This window comes from uncultured Shimia sp. (assembly GCF_913054185.1).
In the GTDB taxonomy this organism is placed as follows: domain Bacteria; phylum Pseudomonadota; class Alphaproteobacteria; order Rhodobacterales; family Rhodobacteraceae; genus Shimia.
This window is the reverse complement of record NZ_CAJXIV010000073.1, coordinates 1-21,281: the sequence shown is the minus strand read 5'-3', so window position 1 is coordinate 21,281 and position 21,281 is coordinate 1. Positions and strand designations below refer to the sequence as shown.

The window sequence follows — 21,281 nt, the reverse complement described above, 5'->3', positions numbered from 1 at the left end:
GCTTTGGGCGCGGACGTAAATGTGTATAGTCAGGCCAATCTGGTTGCAGATTCGTTGGCAGACTATTTGGAGCGGCACCCCAAAATGATTGGGCACGGCACAGACAATTTGTTCCTGACCACGGGTGATCCTCGCAAAGTGAGTGATCGCGCAACACAGTTTTTGCGACGACAAATCTCCTTTCAAGCCGCTTAAGCTGCGGCGAGGGCGCGCAGGCTCTCGCAATTCTCACCACAATTTACTATTTACCTCGCAAGTGACGGGGATGGTTGTGCGAATGCTACAGCCAAAAGAAGGGAAGAGGTCGAAGAGATGACCCACAAAATCGCAATTCTTGGCGCCAGCGGCTACACCGGAGCAGAGCTTGTGCGTTTGATCGCCACCCATCCCAGCATGGAAATCGTTGCGCTGTCCGCGGATCGTAAGGCGGGATTGGAAATGGCGGCGGTGTTCCCACATCTGCGCCACCTGACTTTGCCAACGCTGTGCAAGATTGAAGAGATTGATTTTGCGGATGTGGACCTGAGTTTTTGTGCGTTGCCTCACGCGACTTCTCAGCGTGTAATCAAAGCATTGCCATCCAATATTAAGGTGGTTGATTTGAGCGCAGACTTCCGGCTGCGCGATCCTGAGGAATACGCCAAATGGTATGGCGGCCAGCATGATGCGCTCGAGATTCAGAAAGAGGCTGTGTATGGCCTGACCGAATTTTACCGGGAAGAGATCAAAACGGCGCGGGTTGTGGCTGGAACCGGCTGTAACGCGGCGACCGGACTTTTTGCGCTCAAACCGTTGATTGAGGCGGATGTGATTGACCTTGATCAAATCATTCTTGATCTAAAATGTGCAGTGTCCGGCGCAGGGCGGTCCTTGAAAGAGAACCTCCTGCACGCGGAGTTAAGCGAAGGCAACCATGCCTATGCGATTGGCGGCACACACCGGCATCTCGGGGAGTTCGATCAGGAATTTTCCAAAGTGGCGGGACGCGAGGTGAAAGTGCAATTCACCCCGCATTTGGTGCCAGCCAACCGGGGCATTCTAGCAACCGTGTATGTGCAGGGTGACGCAGAGGTGATCTATGCCACGTTGGCAAAAGCCTATGCTGAGGAACCTTTTGTGGAAGTACTGCCCTTTGGTGAAGCGCCGAGCACGCGGCATGTACGTGGCTCAAACTTTTGCCATATCGGCGTGGCAGCTGATCGGATCGAAGGTCGCGCCATAGTAATTGCGGCACTGGACAACCTGACCAAAGGCTCCAGCGGCCAGGCGTTGCAGAACGCCAACCTGATGTTGGGAGAAGAAGAGACCGCTGGCCTGATGCTGGCGCCTTGTTTCCCGTAATTTGCGCGTACGCGCTGGAGAGGAAAAATGAAGAGCCTCAAGAAGCAACGCCGGGTTCAGGTGATCATCCTGACCTTCGTAGCCCTTATCATTTCCACCGGCCTGATTGGATGGGCCATGCAAGACGGGATCAACTATTTCCGCTCACCTTCTCAGGTGGCGGAAGAACCTCCAGCGGCCTCTGAAACTTTCCGCATTGGTGGCTTGGTAGAAGAGGGCACTTTGGTGCGTGGCGACGGTGAGACCGTACGCTTTTCTGTGACCGATGGCGGTGCCTCTATTCCAGTCACGTTCACTGGTGTGTTGCCGGATCTGTTCAAAGAGAACGAAGGCATGATTGGCACTGGGAAGTATGTGGATGGGGTGTTTGTCGCGTCAGAAATTCTGGCGAAACACGATGAGACCTATATGCCCAAAGAGGTGGTGGATGCGCTGAAAGAGCAGGGCGTTTACGTGGATCCTGACCCAGAGAGCTAAGATTTTTCACAGGACAAGAATTTGACCCCGTGGGCTGAGAGGCCTGCGGGGTTTTGTTTTGTGTGCAACAGGCATCGGGCGCTGCGGTGGCGGCGGATTAAGAGAGGGGGCGGCAACCTGTGTGGGAGGCACATAGGAGGTTGCGATGTTGGACGTACGGCAAGTAGCAAAGGAGATTGTGGCGCGGGAAGGTGGGTTTGTAAATGATCCGGATGACCCGGGCGGGGCGACCAATTTTGGGGTGACGCTGGCCACGGCGCGGCGATTGGGTTTGGACAAAGATCGCGATGGTGATGTGGATGTGGCGGATTTGAAAAAGCTGGCTCCAGAAGATGCGGAAGCGGTGTATCTTCGGCACTATTATGAAGGGCCCAAAGTGGATCGGCTGCCAGAGGTTTTGCAGGCGTCGGTGTTTGATATGTACGTCAACGCGGGCAGCAATGCGGTGAAGATTCTGCAGCGGTTGCTGGGGCAAATGGGGCAGCAGGTCACGGTGGATGGCAAAATTGGGCCGCAGACAATTGCCGCCAGCAAAGTTGCGGCGGGCATGGCGTCGGATCATTTGGCGGACGCTTATGGGGTGGCGCGGCGGAACTACTATTTCCGGCTGGCGGACTTGCGCCCTAAGTCTCGCAAATATGCGAGGTCCCGTGCTGGCAAAAAGGGTGGTTGGATCAAACGGGCGGAAGAATTTATCTCACCGCGCTATCACCTGACACAGCCGGAATTTGAGAAGCGGGTGGCGTCATGGGGGTGATTGAGCGGTTGTTGTCCTTTGTGTTTGGTGGCGGGCGCAATGTCATTAGGGAAACCGCAGAGGTGTTCCGCGAGAATGCTGAAGGGGCGGCGCAGCGGGCGCAAGATGTGCAAATCACCGCCATGCAGGGCCATGCGGCAGAGTTTCGCGTGCGGGATCGTGGGCGGTTTGATCGGATGATGGATGCGGTGAATCGCCTGCCGCGTCCAGCGATGGCTTTGGGCTGTTTGGCGTTGTTTGTGAGTGCTATGGTGGACCCGGTCTGGTTTGCAGCGCGCATGTCGGGCATTGCTTTGGTGCCGGAGCCGTTGTGGTGGCTGCTTGGCGTGGTGGTGAGTTTCTATTTTGGCGCAAGGCATCAGACAAAAGGTCAGGAATTTCAGCGCTCTATGACGCAAAATTTGGCCCAGGTTTCAGAGGTAGTCGATACGATCAAAGCGCTTGAGAGTCCGGTGAAGGTGGAGGCTCAATCCCCCATGGAAGAGGGAGAGAATCCGGTGCTTGTGGATTGGCGCGAACATTCCAGCGGGGGCGCGACAAAGTGATCATTTTGCGGGGTCGATTTGCATTGGCCCCACCTGCGCGTCGGCGTATATAGGGGCCATGATAGTAGAACTTGGCCACTTCGCCCTGATCCTCGCCGCCGTCACCGCAATGGTGCAGGCAATTGTTCCACTTGTAGGCGCGCAGATGCGTTGGCCCGGTTGGATGGCCGTGGCGGAACCCGCGGCGGGGCTACAATTCCTGTTCACGTCGTTCAGTTTTGCGGCGCTGACATATGCTTTTGTGACCTCGGATTTTTCGTTGTCCTTGGTGACTGGCAACTCTCACACGCTCAAACCGATGTTGTACAAAATCAGCGGTGTTTGGGGCAACCATGAGGGGTCCATGCTGCTCTGGGTGTTGATCCTGACGTTGTTTGGGGCTTGTTTGGCCTGGTTTGGCGGCAATCTGCCGCCCGGTATCCGTTCGCGTGCACTGTCCATTCAGGGTGCGGTGGCTGTGGCCTTCTTTGCCTTTATACTGTTCACTTCAAACCCGTTTGAGCGCATGGAAGCGGTGCCGTTTGACGGCCGCGATTTGAACCCGCTGTTGCAGGATGTGGGCCTCGCCTTGCACCCGCCGTTTTTGTACCTCGGCTATGTTGGGCTCTCTATGGCGTTCTCTTTTGCCATTGCTGCGCTGATCGAAGGCCGTGTGGATGCAGCCTGGGGCCGTTGGGTGCGGCCTTGGACTTTGGCGGCCTGGGTGTTTCTGACCATCGGTATCGCGCTGGGGTCGTGGTGGGCCTACTACGAGCTTGGTTGGGGTGGTTTCTGGTTCTGGGATCCGGTGGAAAACGCGTCCTTCATGCCTTGGCTTCTTGCGGCGGCGTTGCTGCACTCGGCGATTGTGGTGGAGAAGCGCGAAAGCCTGAAAAGCTGGACCATTCTGCTGGCGATCATGGCGTTTAGTTTCTCGTTGATCGGGACATTTATTGTGCGTTCTGGTGTGATCACTTCGGTGCATGCCTTTGCCAATGACCCGGAACGAGGCGTGTTTATCTTGGGTATTCTGGTGTTTTTTACGGGTGGTGCGCTGACCTTATTTGCGGCACGTGCTGGTCAAATGGAGGCCAAAGGGGTGTTTGGTGTGGTCAGCCGTGAGAGCGCGCTGGTGCTGAACAATATCCTGCTCGCAGTGGCCTGTTTTGTGGTGTTCATCGGCACCATTTGGCCGCTGGTGAGTGAGATGTTCTTTGAGCGCAAACTCAGCGTGGGCGCGCCGTTTTTCAACATGGCCTTCACGCCGTTTATGGTGCTGCTGGGGCTGGTCTTGCCAGTTGGGGCGATGCTGCCTTGGAAGCGGGCGAAGCTGGGCAAAGTGGTGAAGCCATTGGTGCCGGCGTTTGTTCTGGCGGTGGCGCTTGGCGGGCTTGCTTGGACCATTCAAGGCGGTCGGTCGCTTTTGGGTCCGGTAGGTTTGTTCCTTGGCGCTTGGTTGCTGATGGGGGCTGCAATTGATCTGATGTCGCGCACCGGTCGTGGATCGTTTGGCGATCGCATTGGTCGCCTGACACGTCTGCCACGGGCGGATTGGGGCAAAGCTGTTGCCCATTCGGGGTTTGGTGTGACCATCTTTGGCATCGCAGGCCTGATGGCCTGGGAGCAGGAAGACATTCGTGTGGCGCAGCTTGGCCAACCTTATATGGTTGGCGCGTATGAGATCACGTTGGAAGGTGTGCGGGAGGCCGAAGGGCCAAACTACCTGACCACTATGGCGGACATCCGTGTGCGCAAAGACGGCAAAGCGGTGACCATGCTTCATCCCGAAAAGCGGGTGTACCCGGTGGCGGCGATGCCAACCACAGAAGCGGCGATTGATTATCGTATTCTGCGAGATGTGTATCTGGCGATTGGGGATGCGCAGGCAGATGGCGCGTACACGGTGCGGACCTACATTAAGCCGCTGACCAACTGGATTTGGTTCGGGTCCTTCCTTATGTCTCTTGGTGGACTGTTGAGCCTGACCGACCGTCGCTATCGTGTGGCGGCCGGGGCGCGCAAAGCGCCGGCAGGTGGCGTACCAGCGGAGTGAGAGACATGATGACAACGCTGAAAACTTGGGGCGCGGCAGTTTTTGTCGCGCTGATGCTGGCAGGGCCAAGTGCGGCTGTGCAGCCGGATGAGATTTTGGATGATCCGGTTCTGGAAGAGCGAGCACGGGACATTTCCAAAGATCTTCGGTGTCTTGTTTGTCGCAATGAAAGCATTGACGACAGCAATGCCCAGCTTGCCAAAGACCTGCGAGTTTTGGTGCGCGAGCGTTTGGTGGAAGGTGACAACAACGACGAGGTTGTTGACTTCGTCGTGGACCGCTACGGCGAATATGTGCTGCTGCGGCCGCGTATCAGTGGCACCAATATGGTGCTGTATGGTGCGGGACCGGTGATGTTGATCCTCGCGTTGATTGTTGGGTTTGGCTATACACGCCGCCGCTCCACAGCCCGCACGCCAACGGAACGCACATTGAGCGAAGAGGAAGAAGCGCGGCTTCAGGAAATCCTCAAGGAATGACGTCGGGTCCCGCTTGGAGCACAAGCGCTGGGATGCGATGACGGGGCAGGACGCGGAGAGGGACCCTATGGATTATCAGACAATTACTTATGATGTGACCGACGGTGTTGCGACGGTGACGTTGAACCTGCCAGACACGCTCAACGCGATGACACAACAGATGCGGGCGGAAATCACAGATGCGGTCATCGCGGCTGGTTCCGAAGCCCGCGTGTTGGTGTTGACCGGCGCAGGCAAGGCGTTTTGCTCTGGTCAGGATCTGGGCGACAGCTCCAGTGCTGCCAGCATGGATTTGGAGCGCACGCTGCGCGACGAGTATATGCCGATGATCCGGGCTATTCGGGAATGCCGTATTCCGACAATCAGTGCAGTTAATGGCGCTGCCGCGGGGGCCGGGGCCAATCTTGCGCTGGCCGCAGACGTGGTGATTGCCAAAGAGAGCGCCTATTTCATGCAAGCGTTTTCACGCATTGGTCTGATGCCGGATGCCGGTGGCACCTATGAGTTGCCCAAGGCGATGGGCGCAGCCAAAGCCATGGGCGCAGCACTGTTTGGTGACAAGATCAGCGCACGTCAGGCGGATGACTGGGGCATGATCTGGGAAGCGGTGGCGGATGACGCCTATGAAGCTACGGTGACAAAGCGCGCCGCGCATCTCGCGAGTGGTCCAACGCTGGCATACAAAGAGATCAAACGCGCCGTTCAGGACAGCTATGGCAACGACTGGACCGCGCAGATGGAACAGGAAGCCAAGCGCCAAGGCAAGCTGGGCAAGACCCGAGATTTCCAAGAGGGTGTTGTGGCGTTTCTGGAGAAGCGCCCCGCGAAATACGAGGGGCGCTAAGTCTTTTACCGTTCTTTGAGCCGTTTCATCAAGGCCAGCGCTTCGGGCGTTGGCCTTTGTTCTATGCGGCGATAGACCCGCCCATCGATGGTGCGTTCTGCCAGCTTGTGGTCAATCAGAGACCGACGCAGCAACACGTGGTCGTCAAAGCTCAACCCGTCGATTAGGATCGCGTTGACGTCTTTTTCCGTCAAATCTTTGTGCGCGGGCATCCGGGCCCAGAAGGTCCAGAGACACAGGCCTTGCACCTTTGTCCATTTGGGCCAGCGAAACATGCGGCCTGTCTCGTCAAACACACGCAAGGCACGCTTAAGAGCCAGCTCATCCAGCGTTGTGTCGTCAGCTGGTTTGGCTGCCTTTAGGTGTTGGTGGTTTTGAAACCCTGCGGCTTTGGCTACAAGCGCCAACATGGCGGCGTGACCGGGCAGTTTGTCTTGTTCGGACAAAGACTTGCGCAGGGTTTTGGTGAAAGCCGAAACGTCGGCCACGTAAAGAGGGATCACGTCTTGTGACATGAGGGCATCCTTTTGATGTCGTGCATCCCGAGGTCGGGGTCGATGGCCGCCCTTGTCGACGGCACGTGCAAAAGCATGCTGTCGAAAGATATCTCGCAGGTTTAGCAAAGTCAGTGTGACCGGCGGCGCCTGGGTGAACTGCGGACCCATGGCGCCGTGTTTAGTTGTGTTCTTGGATGGTGTCCAGCTTAGCGGCGCGGCGGTTGGTTCATTGCGCGCCGCAGGCTAAGTCTTCACGGGTAACCAGCGGTCCTACGACACGGTGATCTCTGCAAGCTGCACATCACTGGCTGTCAGCGAGTCACTGTCGCCCTGCACGCGCACCACAAGTTGGCCGTCTGCATAGACCAGCGTTTCGTCGCCTTCGATGCCCAGGGTGATGGCCGGTTCCGGATCCCCTGCCAGATAGTGGACCTCGATAACATCTTCAGCTTCGTTAAAATCGGTGATGCGTGGCACGTTGTCTTCGTCTTCGACCCAATACCCCACTTCAAAATGGTCGTTGCCAGCGCCACCGGTGGCGGTGTCGCCTTCGCCCATCAAGATGCAGTCATCGCCTTCGCCACCATCCAATAGGTTGGCTTCTTCTTCGGTTGGCGTGGCAAGCGCCAATGGGCTGGAAGGGTCCTCAGGTGTGTAGCGGTCGGCAATTTCGAGATCGCGGTTGAAGATGTCTGCGCCAACCAGCTCGTCATTGCCCGGGCCGCCATAGAGGGCGTCATCGCCGCCGGCTCCAAACAGAGTGTCATTGCCGCTGCCGCCATGTAACTCGTCGTCACCAGAGCCGCCGTGGAGCAGATCATCGGCGGTTTGTCCGTAGAGGGAATCCTCCCCGTCACCGCCTAGGAGGTAGTCTTGGCCATCGCGACCACGCAGACTGTCGTCGCCGTCTTCGCCGGACAGGATGTCCGGACCGTTGGTTGCGTAGATTTCGTTGTCGCTGTCGGAGCCTTCCAACATGAGGCCCACTTCACCGTCGCGTGTGATGGATCGGGATGTGACCTCGTCGTTCACGCCGCCGGTGGTGTTGATCTCGTCGTCGGTGTTGGTATTGGCATCGTTCCCTTCGTCACTTTCAGTGTCGTCCGAACCACCAAAATCAGCAAATGCTGCGATCCCCAGACCTGCGAGCAACAAACCCAAAAACATCATGTTGGTCTCTCCTAGTTGCGCGTCGAAATTGCACGCGCTCAGAATTGTGGTGGCCAACGGAAGACATTCTGGAGGGAACAGATGTCCCATTCGGTCACATCTGTAGGAAGCAAGTAAGGTAGATCAATCACCTGTTTCGCGTCTTCTACGCGTCTCAATTGGCTCCCGAGCCATGTTGCGCGTAAATTGCCCTAAACACGTTATGCGTGTCAATAATTTGAGAGGTATTTGACAGGGTTTGCAGTCAATGCCTCAGTCTATCGGAGATTGTTTCTGTCTTTGTATCAATGTGTAAAAAGGACGGCGCCGGAAAGGAAATGCCGGCGCGTTTTTTGGTGGTGAGTCGTCACTGGTTGTGCCGGTCGCACATTTGTTTGCAGGGCGGGCTGTCGGCGGCTTTGCGACAGATCACAGGGTGACGAAGGTCACGTCAGAGGCGTCAAACCCATCAGCAGAGCCCGTAATGCGTGCCATGATCACGTCGTCTGCGAGTACATGAGTTTCGTCGCCGACGCGCTCCAGTGTGATGGTTGGCAGTGGTACTGTGTCGGGCACGATAATAGAGACCATGTCTTCTTCCGGATTGAAGTCTGTGATTAGCGGCGCATCCTCTTCAACCCAATGTCCAATATTGAAGGTATCATTGCCGTCGCCACCGGTTCCAGTGTCGTGTGCGCCCAAGATCAGATTGTCGTTACCCGCGCCCCCGTAGAGCTTGTCAGCTTCTTCTGTGTCAGTTGGCTCTTGCGTTTCAAGTTCGGTATCTGGCTCACGATCCAAGTAGCTGTCCGCGACCTCAGGATCACGGTTGGTCAGATCTGCACCAAACAGCCAGTCGTCGCCGCTGCCACCTTCCAATGTGTCCTGACCGGTATAGCCAATAAGCGTGTCATTTCCGCTGTCGCCGTACAGTGCATCGTCGCCTTCGCCGCCGGTCAAATAGTCGTCGCCATCTCCACCAAACAGTGCGTCATCGCCTTCGCTGCCAAAGAGATTGTCATCATCCTGTTGGCCGCGCAGGGTGTCATCGCCGTCTTTGCCGTCAAGCAGGTCTGGGCCGTGCGTTCCTGTCAGGTCGTTGTTGGAAGCTCCGCCTTCAAGCAAGATGCCAATGTCGCCCTCTTCGGACACGATTGGGGTGGTGGTGGTATCATCGTCGGTCTCAGTGTCAGACGCAAAGCCAGTTTCCGTGCCGTCATCATCTGAGCCATCTCCGCCGGACAGGCTGCTTGCCGCGAGCCCCATAAACAGTAGACCTAAAATCCACATCACTCATCTCCAAATTGTGGCGTCTAATAAGCGCCAAAACACAAACATTGGTCGGGAGGTCAGTTGCACAACGCGATTGGCAATAATTGCCTGCGGAAGTATCGCAGTCGCCGGATGTGAGACCAACCGATTCCAATTCTTCGAAATTTGAACTCAGTTCTGCACGTTAAACGTGTTTGAAGTTGGGCCGATCAGAAGCCAAAATGGACAATTTTATGAATTCCAATTTTGGGCAATGAAAAACGCGCCGGAGAGGGCTCCGGCGCGTTTGAAATTGTAAAAACCGTTTGATTTAGCGGTTTTCGATGTCTGTGTAGGCGCGCACGTCTTCGCCGAGATACAACTGACGTGGGCGGCCAATTTTGTGGCCCGGATCGGACAACTGTTCTTTCCACTGAGAAATCCAGCCAACGGTGCGCGACAACGCAAAGATTGGCGTGAACATCGAGGTTGGGAAGCCCATCGCCTCAAGAATGATGCCGGAGTAGAAGTCGACGTTCGGGAACAACTTCTTCTCTTTGAAGTACGGGTCGCTCAGCGCGATGCGCTCCAGCTCGGAGGCAACTTGCAGCAGTGGGTTGTCTTCAACACCCAGAAGTTCCAGCACTTCATCCGCAGACTGTTTCATCACCGTCGCGCGTGGGTCCATGTTTTTGTAAACACGGTGACCAAAGCCCATCAGACGGAACGGATCGTTTTTGTCTTTGGCGCGCTCGATGTATTCCGGGATGCGATCCACAGAACCGATCTCTTTCAGCATTTCCAAGCAAGCCTGGTTTGCGCCGCCGTGGGCTGGGCCCCAGAGACAGGCGATGCCCGCAGCAATACAGGCAAACGGGTTGGCACCGGAGGAAGACGCCAGACGCACCGTGGAGGTGGAGGCGTTTTGCTCGTGGTCGGCATGCAGAGTAAAGATACGGTCCATCGCGCGCGACAGGATCGGGTTCACTTCATAGTCTTCGGCTGGCACGGCAAAGCACATGCGCAGGAAGTTGGAGGCGTAATCCAGATCGTTACGTGGAGACACAAACGGCTGACCGATGGTGTACTTATACGCCATTGCCGCAATGGTAGGCATTTTTGCGATCAGGCGGTGAGAGGCGATCTCACGCTGGCGCGGGTCGTTGATGTCGGTGGAGTCGTGGTAGAATGCGGACATGGCACCAACCACACCTACCATAATCGCCATCGGGTGCGCGTCGCGACGGAAACCACGGAAGAATGTGGTCATCTGCTCGTGCAGCATGGTGTGGCGGGTGATGGTGGTTTCGAAATCTTCCAGTTCCGCGGCCGTTGGCAGGGCACCGTAGAGCAGCAGGTAGCAAACTTCGAGGTAGTGGGATTTGCCCGCCAGATCCCCAATTGGGTAACCACGGTGGGTCAGAACACCTTCTTCGCCATCAATATAGGTGATGGTGGATTCACAGGACGCAGTGGACGTGAAACCTGGATCATAGGTGAACACGCCGGCCTGGCCGTAAAGTTTGCGGATGTCGAGCACATCCGGACCGCAAGTAGGGGAGTGGATTGGCAACTCGTAAGACGCGCCGTCAATCGTAAGGGTTGCGGTTTTCTTGGCCTCGGACATGGCAGTTTTCCTTCCTATGTAGCCGGGGACGCGGATCGCCCCGGCGCGTTGTGTCTGCGACGTCTTAAGGCCTGATTAACAAGCGTTATTCCGTCGCGTTATCTTTGGCAGCGTCGGTCAGACGCGCGAGAGATTCCTCGCGTCCCAGCACCAGCATCATGTCAAAAACGCTGGGGGTCGCAGCTCGACCAGCCAGCGCCGCCCTGAGCGGACCAGCCATCTTGCCGAACTTGATGTCATTGGCTTCGCAGTAACTGCTCGTTACAGCCTCAAGCCCTTCACGCGACCAGCTAGCATTTTGCAGCTGCGGCGTCAAATCATTCAGTATACCACGGGATACTGAATCGAGGTGTTTGGCGGCCTTGTCTTCGACAGTGATTGGACGGGATGTCAGGGAAAAGTGAGCCTTTTCAATGAGGTCTGGAAAAGTCTTCGCGCGATCCTTGAGGCAGTAGAGCGCATCCCGTAGTAATACGGTCTGTGGCTCACTCAACGCCGGCTGGTCTGCTGCCTCAAGATATTTCACTATCTCTTGCAGCAATGCAGCATCGTCGCTCACCGCGATGTGTTGGCCACAGATGTTCTCCAGCTTCTTGGTATCAAACCGAGCCGGGCTCTTGCCGATGCTGTCGAGATCAAACCAGTCCTTGGCTTGTGCGTCGGTGAAAAACTCATCATCGCCGTGGCTCCAGCCTAGGCGCGCGAGGTAGTTGCGCATGCCAGCCGCGGGGTAACCCATGGCTTGATATTCCTGTGCCCCAAGGGCGCCGTGGCGTTTGGACAGCTTTTTGCCATCAGCACCGTGGATCAGTGGGATGTGGGCATAGACCGGCAATTCCCAACCCATTGCGGTGTAGATCATCATCTGACGCGCGGCGTTGTTGAGGTGGTCACCCCCTCGGATCACATGGGTCACGCACATGTCGTGGTCATCTACAACAACTGCCAGCATGTAAACCGGTGTGCCATCGGAGCGTAGCAGGATCATGTCGTCCAGTTGGTCGTTGCGAATGGTCACATCGCCCTGCACCTGATCGCGGATCACCGTTTCCCCCTCACGCGGGGCTTTGATGCGGATCACATATGGTGCATCTGGGTGGTTGGAGGCGTCTGCGTCGCGCCATGGGCTGCGGTAATGGGTCGATTTGCCTTCGGCGCGGGCTTGATCGCGGAAGGCGGCAATTTCATCTTGGGTGGCGAAACACTTAAAGGCTTTGCCTTCGTCCAAGAGCTGAAGCGCAACTTCGGCATGGCGTTTTGCGCCTTCAAATTGGCTCACAACCTCTCCGTCATGGTCCAGGCCAAGCCAGTTCATACCCTGCAGAATGGCTGTGGTGGCTTCAGGTGTGGAGCGCTCACGGTCGGTGTCTTCGATGCGCAGCAGAAACTTTCCGCCGCGGCCGCGGGCATAAAGCCAATTGAACAGCGCCGTACGTGCGCCGCCGATGTGCAGATAGCCGGTGGGCGATGGGGCGAAACGGGTGACGACCTGGCCTGTCATAGCGGGCTTAACCTTTCAGTAACCATTGGGGTTCTAGCGTTGAGGGACTGTCTAGCGACACGGGTAAGAGAGGACAAGGCTTGCGCGTCGTCACATCTTTGCGTGCTTCCCTTTTGAACCAACATGGGCACCTGTTTTGTTGGGTGCCGGTGTGCTTGGGGCTGGGGATTGGCATCTATTTTACGCTGCCAGTTGAACCTGCTGTTGCGGTGTTGTTGGCGATCGGACTGATTTCAAGTTGGTTTGCATGGTTGACGATTGGTAAGGAGGCCCATGCCGCTGCGTGTCTATGGCTTGTGGCGTTTGTTTTGGCCGGAGTTTGCATCGCCGGAGCGCGGGCCCATCGCGTGGCGGGGCCTGTTCTTGAATTTCGGTATTATGGCGCAATTGAAGGGCGGATCGTTGCGATTGATCGCTCGGCCTCTGATGCTGTGAGGCTAACCTTGAACGATGTGAAACTGGATCGGTTTACGCCAAAGGACACACCCAAACGGGTGCGAATTTCATTGCATGGCGATGTGGATGGGACCAGACCAACACCGGGAAAGCTGATCGGAACCACAGGACATTTGTCGCCACCTTCTGGCCCGGTAGAGCCGGGTGGATTTGATTTCCAACGGCATGCCTGGTTTAAACAAATTGGCGCGGTGGGCTATACTCGGGTACCGGTTGTCGCCTTGGCACAACCAGACAACAGCGGAGGGGTTTATGGATTTCGCATGCGCCTGTCTGCGGCGATCCAAGCCCGCATGGCGCGGGATGTGGCTGGTTTTGCTGCAGCTGTAACCACCGGAGACCGCAGCGGAATATCTGAGGCGGTCACAGACGCGCTCCGCGGTGCCAACCTCGCGCATTTGTTGGCAATATCCGGTCTGCACATGGGGCTGTTGGCCGGGTTTGTTTTTGGGGCGGTGCGGTTTTACATCGCTTTGGTGCCAACGGTGGGTCTGCGCGTCAATGGAAAGAAAATTGCCGCATGCGTGTCACTTTTGGCGGCCACGGGATATTTGATATTGTCTGGTGGCGCAGTGTCGACGGAACGGGCGTTTGTTATGACGTTTGTGGTGCTGTTGGCGGTTCTTTTGGATCGTCGTGCGCTGACACTGCGAGCGGTGGCAGTGGCTGCAACTGTTGTGTTGCTGATGCAGCCTGAAGCTTTGATGGGACCGGGGTTTCAGATGTCCTTTGCCGCCACAGCAGCCTTGGTTGGCGTGTTTGGATGGCTGCGTGAAATGCAATGGCACTTGGGTCCAAAATGGCTGCGCCCCGTGTCCGCCGTGGTCGTGTCCTCCCTTGTGGCTGGATTGGCAACTGCGCCGTTTGCAGCGATGCATTTTAATCACGTGGCGCACTACGGATTGTTGGCCAATGTGCTGTCTGTGCCGGTGATGGGCGCGTTGGTGGTGCCAGCGGCGGTAGTGGCGGCGGTTTTGGCTCCGATTGGGCTTGAGGCGTTCCCGCTGTGGGTAATGGAGCAGGGGTTGCGGTGGATTGTGACCATCGCCACTTTCGTCAGCGGTCTAGATGGCGCACGGGGCACGGTGCCCAGTGGCGGCGCATGGGTGCTTCCGATGATTGCGCTTGGCGGGCTATGGCTGCTTTTGTGGCAAGGACCTACGAGGATCGCCGGCATTGCGGTTATCGGTTGCGCGGGGTGGCTGTGGAGTGCGGCTGAGAGACCTGATGTTTTGATTTCAGATACAGGTGGTCTGGTGGGCGTTATGACGCCAGAAGGGCGGGCTTTATCAAAGGCCAAAGGGCAAGGGTTTGTCGCGGAGAACTGGCTGGAGAATGACGGCAGCCAACGTGATCAGCCGGGGGCGGCCAGCCTGTGGCCCGGGGGAGAAAGTCGTGTGCCGTTTGTCGATATGGCGGGCGGGGGGCGGTTGATCCATGTGCAGGGCAAGCGCGGACAGGCGTTGTTTGACGGCTGCGCACCGCAGGATATTGTAGTATTTTCAACAATTTTTGACGGCGAGTTGTCATGTGAATATCTCGACATCCGCGAACTGGAAACCATGGGGTCTGTTGCGCTGAAGTTTGATGGTGCTGTACCGCTACGCAAAACGGCCCGCGAGGTCGCAGGCCGTCGGTTGTGGAATGACGCGGAGGTGCGTGGTCAGTAGGTGCGGATCAGACCCACCAGTTTGCCTTGCACTTTGACCTTGTCTTCCGGATAGACCCGCGTTTCGTATGCCGGGTTCGCGGCCTCCAGCGCAATAGAAGTGCCGTTGTGGTGAAACTTCTTCAGCGTGGCTTCCTGATCTTCCACTAAGGCGACAACGATGTCGCCATTATCCGCTGTGGTGGTTTCCGAGAGGATCACCACATCACCATTGTTGATGCCAGCGTCGATCATGGAATCGCCTTTGACTTCAAGCGCGTAGTGGTTTTGGCCGACGGATAACATCTGGCCAGGCACGGCTATGTGATGGTCGACATGACTGATGGCTTCAATTGGAACACCAGCTGCAATTTTGCCCATGACGGGCAGTTCGCGAGCGAAGTTTTTGACTTCGTCTGGAGTCACATTGGCGGGCTGCGCGGGGGAGGGATGTGGGCCGTCGATCACTTTGGGATTGAAGCCCGCGGTTGGTGCCGAGGGCGCGCCGCCCATGCTTTCGGGCAGTTTTACAATCTCTATCGCACGGGCGCGGTGGGCGAGGCGGCGGATGAAGCCGCGTTCTTCCAGCGCTGTGATCAGGCGGTGAATGCCAGATTTGGAGCGCAAATCCAGCGCGTCTTTCATTTCGTCAAAGCTGGGGGGCACCCCGTCTTTTTGCAGACGGGTGTGAATGAATTCCAGCAGATCTAGTTGTTTTTTGGTCAACATGCTCGAGGACCTCCAAATAGAGTGTGTCTTACCCTTGTTCTACGCATGTTCTTGTTTTGTGTCAAAACTTTTATAGAACATAGCGGAAACAGATGCTGAAATGTGGTATGGCAACAAAGTGTTACGACTAGATTGGGATGTACTCGACGGAGGTTCCAGCTGGCCACTGGGGGGCGTTTGGCGGTACAACAAGCAGCGCATTGGCGTCTGACAGTATCGAGAGCAACGAGCTGTCCTGATTGTTGAAAAGAGAGAGTTTTCCGTGCTCTACATGCGCCCGCATGTAGTGTTCGCGAGGACCGTTTTGAGGCATAGCGGTCTCTAGGATGGCCGGAATGCGCGGTGTTTGTCTTTCTCCCAAACCCAACATTGCACGCATAACCGGCAGTACAAAGACTTGGCCGCAAACCATGGCCGACACCGGGTTGCCGGGCAGACCAATCATCATCGCACCATTGGCCAAAGTCCCGGCCATCAAAGGCTTGCCGGGACGCATAGCAATTTTGTAGAAGCTGCGCTGCATGCCGAGATCTTGGGCCACATCGCCAACCAGATCATGGTCGCCAACCGAAGCGCCGCCAATGGTGATCAACAGATCTGCATCGTCCATAAGGTCGAAGGCCGCTTCGAGAGAGGCGCGGGTGTCGCGGGCGATGGGTAAGAGGCGGGCCTCGCATCCCGCGTCGCGCAGCATGGCTTGTAGGCCAAAACTGTTGGAGGCGATGATCTGGTCGGGGCCGGGTGTTTCGCCGGGCATGACCAACTCGTCACCCGTAGACAGGATCGCCACATTGGGGCGGCGGGTCACTGGCACTTCGGCGATGTTCATCGAAGCCATGAGCGCGATATCGGATGGGCGCAGGACACGCGGGGCGGCAATGGTTTGACCCACTTTGAAGTCGCCGCCCAAAGGTCTGATATGCAAGCCTTTGTCTAGGTTGTCTGAGACAGTTATGGTGTCGCGTTCGCGGGTCACGTCCTCCTGAATGATCACGCGGTCTGCCCCTTCGGGCACTGGTGCGCCAGTGAAGATGCGCACAGCTTGGCCTGCCGTCACGGAGCCCTCAAAGGCGTGTCCAGCGGCGGCTTCGCCAATTACCTCATAGGATTTTCCGGGTTCGACACCTTCGGCGACAATGGCGTAGCCGTCCATGGCGGAGGCGGAAAACGGAGGCTGATCGCGATTTGCACTGACGGGCGCTGCAAGTGTGCGCCCATTGGCCCGGGACAACGGGACGGTTTCCACCGGGAGCTGTTTGGTGAGGGCGAAGAGGTGTGTGAGCGCGTCAGCAACCGAGATCATTTTGCTTCGTAACGTCCTGATTTTCCGCCGTCTTTGAGAATCACGCGGATGCCGCCAATCTCCATGGCTTTGTCGACCGCTTTGGACATGTCATAGACCGTCAGTGCAGCCACGTTGACCGCTGTCAAAGCTTCCATTTCGACACCAGTTTGGCCGGTTGTTTTTACCGTAGCCTCAACGCGCACGCCGGGAAGAGTGGCGTCTGGTGTCAGTTCGACGGCCACTTTGGTGATTGGCAGCGGATGGCAGAGCGGGATCAGATCTGCGCATTTTTTGGCGCCCATGATGCCAGCGAGGCGGGCAACGCCCAGAACGTCGCCTTTTTTGGCGCGGCCTTCGTTGATGATGTCAAAGGTGGCAGGCGCCATCTTGACCCAGCCTTCGGCGGTGGCGACACGCGAAGTGACGGCCTTTTCAGAGACATCCACCATGTGGGCGTCACCCTTGGTGTCAAAATGAGTGAGGCCAGAGGCGTGGGTGTTGCTCATCACATGCCTCCCATGGCGTTTAGCGGGTTGGCGAGCAGGGTGCGGGTGGCGGTCGCCACGTCGTCTTGGCGCATCAGGCTTTCGCCGATCAGGAAAGTGCGGGCGCCGTAGCGGGCCATGTCGGCCAATTCCGCTGGGGAGTTGAGGCCGCTTTCGCAAACAATCAAGCGGTCTTCCGGCACCAGTTTGGACAGGGTTCGGGTGGTGTCGAGCGTGGTCTCAAAGGTTTTGAGATTGCGGTTGTTGATGCCCATCAGTGGGGATTTGAGCTGACTGGCGCGTTCCAGTTCCTCGCGGTCGTGCACCTCTAGCAGCACGTCCATGTTCCAGCTGAAGGCCGCCTCTTCGAGCTCTTGTGCTTGGGCGTCGCTGACGGAGGCCAGTATGATCAGGATGCAGTCGCCACCCAAGGCCCGGGCTTCAGCGACCTGATAGGTGTCATACATGAAGTCTTTGCGCAGCGCGGGCAGGTTGGTGGCTTTGCGGGCTTCGGTTAGGAAGGATTTTTGGCCTTGAAAGCTCGGGGTGTCTGTCAACACGGACAGGCAGGTTGCGCCGCCTTCCTCGTAAGCCTTGGCGAGTTCCGGCGGATTGAAGTCTTCGCGGATCAGGCCTTTGGAGGGCGAGGCTTTTTTGACCTCGGCGATCAGGCCATAACCTTCGCGAGCGGCCTTGTGCAGCGCGTCGGAAAAACCGCGGGTGGGGCTGGCTTCGCGCGCCTCGGCCTCAATCGCCTCCAGAGGTTTGGCAGCCTTGTCGGCGGCCACTTCATCCAGCTTGTAAGCTTTGATTTTGTCCAGAACGGTCTCGGTCATGCGTCAGTCCAGTTTATCGGTGTGTCGCCTTGGTCGGCGAGCCATGTGTTGATGGTTGAAAACGGACGGGAGCCGAAAAACCCGCGTCGGGCGGAGAGTGGCGATGGGTGCGCCGTTTCAATCATCAGATGTTGGCCGCCATCTTTAGGCGATGTGATGTGAGGTGCAAGGGCTTGGGCCTGTTTTCCCCACAGGACAAAAGCCGTAGGGCGGCGGACGGAGGCATCGGCCAACACCTGGTGGGCCAGGGTTTGCCAGCCGAGCGCTTTGTGACCGTTGGCGTCCCCTGCTGGGACAGAAAGTACCGTGTTAAGCAAAAGCACGCCTTGCTTGGCCCAGAAACGCAAATCTCCGTCTGGCGGTCTTGCGCCAAGATCGGCCTGCATTTCGTTGTAAATGTTGTTCAAAGAGCGGGGAAGGGGCTGCACGTCAGTGTCGACCGAGAAAGACAGGCCATGAGCGTGGCCGGGTGTTGGGTATGGGTCCTGGCCCAGAATGACAACGCGCACATCTTCCGGCGAAACAGCCTCAAGCGCGGCGAAGCGCTGTGCCGCGGGAGGAAGGATCTCCCGCGGGTCGATTCGGATTTGCGCTTCGATGTCTGGCCAGTGGTCCGTGAAGAAGGGCAGATGCGCCCAGTGGCTGGGCGGAATGGCTGTGCTCATGCCGCCGAAGTGACTTTGGCCAATGCGGCCACTTTGCCTTTGGCGGCACCGGAGTCGATGCTTTCGCGGGCTTTTTCAACTCCTTCGCGCAAGTCGCTTGCTGCATCGGCCACCACCAATGCGGCGGCGGAATTCAGTAGAACCGCGTCACGATAGGCGCTTTGTGCGCCATCAAGGAGCGCGCGAAAGGCGTTGGCGTTGTCTTCGGGCGTGCCACCGACAATGTCCTCAAACGGGTGCATGGGCAGGCCCGCGTCCTCGGGGTGTAGCTCCACGTCTTTGACCGTGCCGTCTGTTTCCAAAGAAGCTACCCAGCTCACACCGGTGATGGTCAGCTCGTCGGTGCCGTCAGAGCCGTGCACCAGCCAGGCGCGCTCGCTGCCCAATTGGCCCAGGGTTTCCGCCATTGGGCGGATCAGGTCGCGGGTGAAGGCGCCAGTTAATTGACGTTTCACCCCAGCCGGGTTGGTCAGCGGGCCAAGGATGTTGAAGATTGTACGGGTGCCAAGCTCGGCACGGGTGGGCATCACATGGGCAATTGCCGGGTGGTGCATGGGCGCCATCATGAAGGCAATGCCGCAGGTTTGCAGCGCCTTTTCCACCACTTCCGGGCCAACCATGACGTTGATGCCCATCTGGGTTTGCACGTCAGCAGTGCCGGATTTCGAGCTGAGATTGCGGTTGCCGTGTTTGGCAACCGGCACGCCTGCGCCTGCGGTGACAAACGCGGTGGCGGTGGAGATGTTGAGCGTGTGCTTGCCATCCCCGCCGGTGCCAACGATGTCCATCGCGCCGTCCGGCGCTTTCACGGCGTGGCATTTGGAGCGCATAACGGCAGCCGCAGCGGCGTATTCGTCCACGGTTTCGCCACGGGTGCGTAACGCCATGAGCAGGCCGCCCATTTGGCTGGGTGTGGCTTCGCCTTCAAACAACAGTGTAAAGGCACCTTTGGCCTCAGAACGCGTCAATGGGCGATCAGCCGCGGCGCCGATCAGGAATTTAATGTCGGCAGTCATGCGGCGGCGTCCTCTTTGGCGGGCATCATGTCCAGAAAGTTTTTGAGCAGGGCGTGGCCGTGCTCAGAGGCAATTGATTCCGGGTGGAATTGCACGCCGTGCATAGGCAGCTCTTTGTGTTGCAGCCCCATGATGGTGCCATCGTCCAGTTCAGCGGTGATTTCCAAACAGTCCGGCAGTGTGGCGCGGTCTACTACAAGTGAATGATAGCGCGTCGCTTCAAACGGGCTTGGCAGGCCAGCAAAGAGGCCTTTGCCAGTGTGTTTCATAGTGCCCATTTTGCCGTGCACGATCTCATGACAGCGCACAACGTCACCACCAAAATGCTGACCGATGGTTTGATGCCCCAGACACACGCCCATCAAAGGGATGCGTGTTTCGGCGGCGGCCGCCGTCAATGCCAGGCAGATACCCGCTTGAGACGGGTCGCACGGACCGGGGGACAAGAGGATGCCCGACGGGTTCATGCCCATGGCGTCCTGAACGGTCAACGCGTCGTTTCGCCAGACCTGCACATCTGCGCCCATCTCGCCCAGATAGTGCACAAGGTTGTAGGTGAAACTGTCGTAGTTATCGATCAGAAGCAGCATTTTGTCGGTTCTTTCCCTAAAGATGCAAAAGGGGTGGAGGCAGAGGGCCTGCTCGCGGTATACATGTTCAGGCTTGGCGCAGAGGGTCAAGAGGGGCAGGTGCAGGTCGGCCCATAAAATGGACGTAAAAGAGAGGCAGGCAGCTATGTTTCGCGGATTAATGTCGGGTGTGTTTTGGGGCGCGATCCTGGTGGGGGGCGTTTTGGCGGTTACGTCGCTGTTGTCGCCATTGCCTGCGACGGTGACGCCTCAGACAAACACGGATGCGCCGAAGGCCGCAGATGAGACCGCGCCAGAGACCGGTGCGGTGGAAACAGAATCGCAGGCAGATGCTGCGGTAGACGAGGCTTCGGCCGCTGTGACGCCCGCGGCTGATAGCAGTGATGCGCCGCCGATTGGCAGCACTGATTCAGCACCAAAACCGGAGACTGGCACAGAAACAACGGCATTGGCTGCGCCGGATGCAGCTGCAACCGACGGCGCTGTTGTGGTGAACGAAGAGACGCCGGTTCTGCCCAACCCGCAGGCGGAGACGCCTGCGACGCCGGTGCCAGACTCAGAGCTGTCGATTTCGACTAATCCACCACAGCCAGAAGCGCCGGAAGTGGCGGAAAACGAAGCGTTTCCAACGCCTTCCGAAGGTGATGCAGAAGCAGATGCCGGTGAAGGTCTTGTGACGGAGGCGGCGCCTATTGAGGAGGCGCAAGACATTACGCCAAAGGCGGAAGCTGCGGAAGAAGACATGGTTGAAGAGGCCACAGCCGCAGAGAGCCTATTGAAGCCTGCGACTGATCTGGATGAGAAGTTTGAACAGCGCACATCGACGCGCTTGCCAACTGTGGGTGCCAACGATGAAGACAGCCTGGAAACGCTGGTGTCTCGCCCTGTAGAAGCCAATGCGGAACAGTTTGAGAACGCTGAAGAAAAACCGGTTATGGCGATTGTTCTGATCGACACTGGTGAGCAGGCCTATGACATTGAGGCGCTTGAGAGCTTTCCTTATCCATTGAGCATCGCGGTGAGCACGCTGGATCCGAATGTGGCTGAAAAGTCAGTGGATTACCGGACGCG

At 57.4% G+C, this 21,281-nt stretch carries 20 protein-coding genes and 2 pseudogenes; 10 read left to right on the top strand and 12 right to left on the bottom strand.

Annotated features, from left to right (window positions below; all coding sequences use genetic code 11):
* The 8 genes and pseudogenes from QZ517_RS14415 to QZ517_RS14380 all read left to right on the top strand — a co-directional run.
* Window positions 1-195, top strand: a pseudogene (locus tag QZ517_RS14415) (glutamate racemase); the annotation flags it as partial.
* 117 nt (window positions 196-312) lie between these two features.
* Window positions 313-1,341: an N-acetyl-gamma-glutamyl-phosphate reductase gene (gene argC / locus QZ517_RS14410; RefSeq protein ID WP_294228058.1), complete on the top strand. Its 1,029-nt coding sequence runs from the start codon at window positions 313-315 to the stop codon at window positions 1,339-1,341.
* Between the two features lie 27 nt (window positions 1,342-1,368).
* A complete protein-coding gene (gene ccmE / locus QZ517_RS14405) occupies window positions 1,369-1,818 on the top strand; it encodes a cytochrome c maturation protein CcmE (protein ID WP_294228057.1) in 450 nt (149 codons plus the stop codon).
* Window positions 1,819-1,963: 145 nt separating this feature from the next.
* Window positions 1,964-2,575, top strand: coding sequence for a holin-associated N-acetylmuramidase (locus QZ517_RS14400; protein WP_294228056.1), 612 nt, complete (start codon window positions 1,964-1,966; stop codon window positions 2,573-2,575).
* A complete protein-coding gene (locus tag QZ517_RS14395) occupies window positions 2,566-3,120 on the top strand; it encodes a holin family protein (RefSeq protein ID WP_294228054.1) in 555 nt (184 codons plus the stop codon). Before QZ517_RS14400 ends, QZ517_RS14395 begins: the two co-directional genes overlap by 10 nt.
* A gap of 58 nt (window positions 3,121-3,178) precedes the next feature.
* Window positions 3,179-5,152 carry a heme lyase CcmF/NrfE family subunit gene (locus QZ517_RS14390; RefSeq protein WP_294228053.1) on the top strand — a complete coding sequence of 658 codons (1,974 nt, stop codon included), beginning with the start codon at window positions 3,179-3,181 and terminating at the stop codon, window positions 5,150-5,152.
* Between the two features lie 5 nt (window positions 5,153-5,157).
* Window positions 5,158-5,631, top strand: a complete 474-nt coding sequence (locus tag QZ517_RS14385) for a cytochrome c-type biogenesis protein (protein WP_294228052.1) — start codon at window positions 5,158-5,160, stop codon at window positions 5,629-5,631.
* 67 nt (window positions 5,632-5,698) lie between these two features.
* Window positions 5,699-6,475, top strand: coding sequence for an enoyl-CoA hydratase-related protein (locus QZ517_RS14380; RefSeq protein ID WP_294228051.1), 777 nt, complete (start codon window positions 5,699-5,701; stop codon window positions 6,473-6,475).
* A 5-nt stretch (window positions 6,476-6,480) separates the two neighbouring features.
* Here the strand turns inward: QZ517_RS14380 and QZ517_RS14375 are convergent, their stop codons facing one another.
* The 5 genes from QZ517_RS14375 to gltX form a co-directional block, all read right to left on the bottom strand.
* Complete coding sequence (locus QZ517_RS14375; protein WP_294228050.1) at window positions 6,481-6,990, bottom strand: DUF2087 domain-containing protein; 510 nt, start codon at window positions 6,988-6,990, stop codon at window positions 6,481-6,483.
* 252 nt (window positions 6,991-7,242) lie between these two features.
* A complete protein-coding gene (locus tag QZ517_RS14370; RefSeq protein WP_294228048.1) occupies window positions 7,243-8,142 on the bottom strand; it encodes a calcium-binding protein in 900 nt (299 codons plus the stop codon).
* Between the two features lie 408 nt (window positions 8,143-8,550).
* A complete protein-coding gene (locus QZ517_RS14365; protein WP_294228047.1) occupies window positions 8,551-9,411 on the bottom strand; it encodes a hypothetical protein in 861 nt (286 codons plus the stop codon).
* A 292-nt stretch (window positions 9,412-9,703) separates the two neighbouring features.
* Window positions 9,704-10,999, bottom strand: coding sequence for a citrate synthase (gltA, locus tag QZ517_RS14360; protein ID WP_294228046.1), 1,296 nt, complete (start codon window positions 10,997-10,999; stop codon window positions 9,704-9,706).
* Between the two features lie 85 nt (window positions 11,000-11,084).
* Complete coding sequence (gene gltX, locus QZ517_RS14355) at window positions 11,085-12,500, bottom strand: glutamate--tRNA ligase (protein ID WP_294228045.1); 1,416 nt, start codon at window positions 12,498-12,500, stop codon at window positions 11,085-11,087.
* An 80-nt stretch (window positions 12,501-12,580) separates the two neighbouring features.
* On the opposite strand from gltX, the gene QZ517_RS14350 reads away from it, so the two are divergent.
* Window positions 12,581-14,626, top strand: a complete 2,046-nt coding sequence (locus QZ517_RS14350) for a ComEC/Rec2 family competence protein (RefSeq protein WP_294228044.1) — start codon at window positions 12,581-12,583, stop codon at window positions 14,624-14,626.
* Here the strand turns inward: QZ517_RS14350 and lexA are convergent.
* The 7 genes from lexA to QZ517_RS14315 form a co-directional block, all read right to left on the bottom strand.
* Window positions 14,620-15,333 (bottom strand): transcriptional repressor LexA, encoded by a 714-nt coding sequence (lexA, locus tag QZ517_RS14345; protein WP_294228043.1) that lies wholly within the window; start codon window positions 15,331-15,333, stop codon window positions 14,620-14,622. The two genes, QZ517_RS14350 and lexA, sit on opposite strands and share 7 nt — an antisense overlap.
* A 127-nt stretch (window positions 15,334-15,460) precedes the next feature.
* Entirely contained in the window at window positions 15,461-16,636 is a 1,176-nt protein-coding gene (gene glp / locus QZ517_RS14340) for a gephyrin-like molybdotransferase Glp (protein ID WP_294228042.1), read from the bottom strand.
* Window positions 16,633-17,124, bottom strand: coding sequence for a cyclic pyranopterin monophosphate synthase MoaC (moaC, locus tag QZ517_RS14335; RefSeq protein ID WP_294228041.1), 492 nt, complete (start codon window positions 17,122-17,124; stop codon window positions 16,633-16,635). The genes glp and moaC overlap by 4 nt, the downstream gene beginning before the upstream one ends.
* Window positions 17,124-17,939, bottom strand: coding sequence for an indole-3-glycerol phosphate synthase TrpC (gene trpC, locus QZ517_RS14330; RefSeq protein ID WP_294228040.1), 816 nt, complete (start codon window positions 17,937-17,939; stop codon window positions 17,124-17,126). Before trpC ends, moaC begins: the two co-directional genes overlap by 1 nt.
* Window positions 17,936-18,604, bottom strand: coding sequence for a uracil-DNA glycosylase (locus QZ517_RS14325; RefSeq protein ID WP_294228039.1), 669 nt, complete (start codon window positions 18,602-18,604; stop codon window positions 17,936-17,938). The genes trpC and QZ517_RS14325 overlap by 4 nt, the downstream gene beginning before the upstream one ends.
* Window positions 18,601-19,620 (bottom strand): anthranilate phosphoribosyltransferase, encoded by a 1,020-nt coding sequence (gene trpD / locus QZ517_RS14320; protein ID WP_294228038.1) that lies wholly within the window; start codon window positions 19,618-19,620, stop codon window positions 18,601-18,603. Before trpD ends, QZ517_RS14325 begins: the two co-directional genes overlap by 4 nt.
* A complete protein-coding gene (locus tag QZ517_RS14315; RefSeq protein WP_294228037.1) occupies window positions 19,617-20,210 on the bottom strand; it encodes an aminodeoxychorismate/anthranilate synthase component II in 594 nt (197 codons plus the stop codon). The genes trpD and QZ517_RS14315 overlap by 4 nt, the downstream gene beginning before the upstream one ends.
* A 145-nt stretch (window positions 20,211-20,355) precedes the next feature.
* On the opposite strand from QZ517_RS14315, the pseudogene QZ517_RS14310 reads away from it, so the two are divergent.
* Window positions 20,356-21,281, top strand: a pseudogene (locus QZ517_RS14310) (hypothetical protein); the annotation flags it as partial.

Bases quoted from the DNA above. Each gene is read 5' to 3' on its own strand.
- QZ517_RS14395 (WP_294228054.1), top strand. From the start codon at position 2,566: ATGGGGGTGATTGAGCGGTTGTTGTCCTTTGTGTTTGGTGGCGGGCGC.
- gltX (WP_294228045.1), bottom strand. From the start codon at position 12,500: ATGACAGGCCAGGTCGTCACCCGTTTCGCCCCATCGCCCACCGGCTAT.
- trpC (WP_294228040.1), bottom strand. From the start codon at position 17,939: ATGACCGAGACCGTTCTGGACAAAATCAAAGCTTACAAGCTGGATGAA.
- ccmE (WP_294228057.1), top strand. From the start codon at position 1,369: ATGAAGAGCCTCAAGAAGCAACGCCGGGTTCAGGTGATCATCCTGACC.
- QZ517_RS14365 (WP_294228047.1), bottom strand. From the start codon at position 9,411: ATGTGGATTTTAGGTCTACTGTTTATGGGGCTCGCGGCAAGCAGCCTG.
- QZ517_RS14385 (WP_294228052.1), top strand. From the start codon at position 5,158: ATGATGACAACGCTGAAAACTTGGGGCGCGGCAGTTTTTGTCGCGCTG.
- glp (WP_294228042.1), bottom strand. From the start codon at position 16,636: ATGATCTCGGTTGCTGACGCGCTCACACACCTCTTCGCCCTCACCAAA.
- gltA (WP_294228046.1), bottom strand. From the start codon at position 10,999: ATGTCCGAGGCCAAGAAAACCGCAACCCTTACGATTGACGGCGCGTCT.
- QZ517_RS14380 (WP_294228051.1), top strand. From the start codon at position 5,699: ATGGATTATCAGACAATTACTTATGATGTGACCGACGGTGTTGCGACG.
- QZ517_RS14400 (WP_294228056.1), top strand. From the start codon at position 1,964: ATGTTGGACGTACGGCAAGTAGCAAAGGAGATTGTGGCGCGGGAAGGT.
- trpD (WP_294228038.1), bottom strand. From the start codon at position 19,620: ATGACTGCCGACATTAAATTCCTGATCGGCGCCGCGGCTGATCGCCCA.
- QZ517_RS14315 (WP_294228037.1), bottom strand. From the start codon at position 20,210: ATGCTGCTTCTGATCGATAACTACGACAGTTTCACCTACAACCTTGTG.
- QZ517_RS14375 (WP_294228050.1), bottom strand. From the start codon at position 6,990: ATGTCACAAGACGTGATCCCTCTTTACGTGGCCGACGTTTCGGCTTTC.
- QZ517_RS14370 (WP_294228048.1), bottom strand. From the start codon at position 8,142: ATGATGTTTTTGGGTTTGTTGCTCGCAGGTCTGGGGATCGCAGCATTT.
- lexA (WP_294228043.1), bottom strand. From the start codon at position 15,333: ATGTTGACCAAAAAACAACTAGATCTGCTGGAATTCATTCACACCCGT.
- QZ517_RS14325 (WP_294228039.1), bottom strand. From the start codon at position 18,604: ATGAGCACAGCCATTCCGCCCAGCCACTGGGCGCATCTGCCCTTCTTC.
- QZ517_RS14390 (WP_294228053.1), top strand. From the start codon at position 3,179: ATGATAGTAGAACTTGGCCACTTCGCCCTGATCCTCGCCGCCGTCACC.
- argC (WP_294228058.1), top strand. From the start codon at position 313: ATGACCCACAAAATCGCAATTCTTGGCGCCAGCGGCTACACCGGAGCA.
- moaC (WP_294228041.1), bottom strand. From the start codon at position 17,124: ATGAGCAACACCCACGCCTCTGGCCTCACTCATTTTGACACCAAGGGT.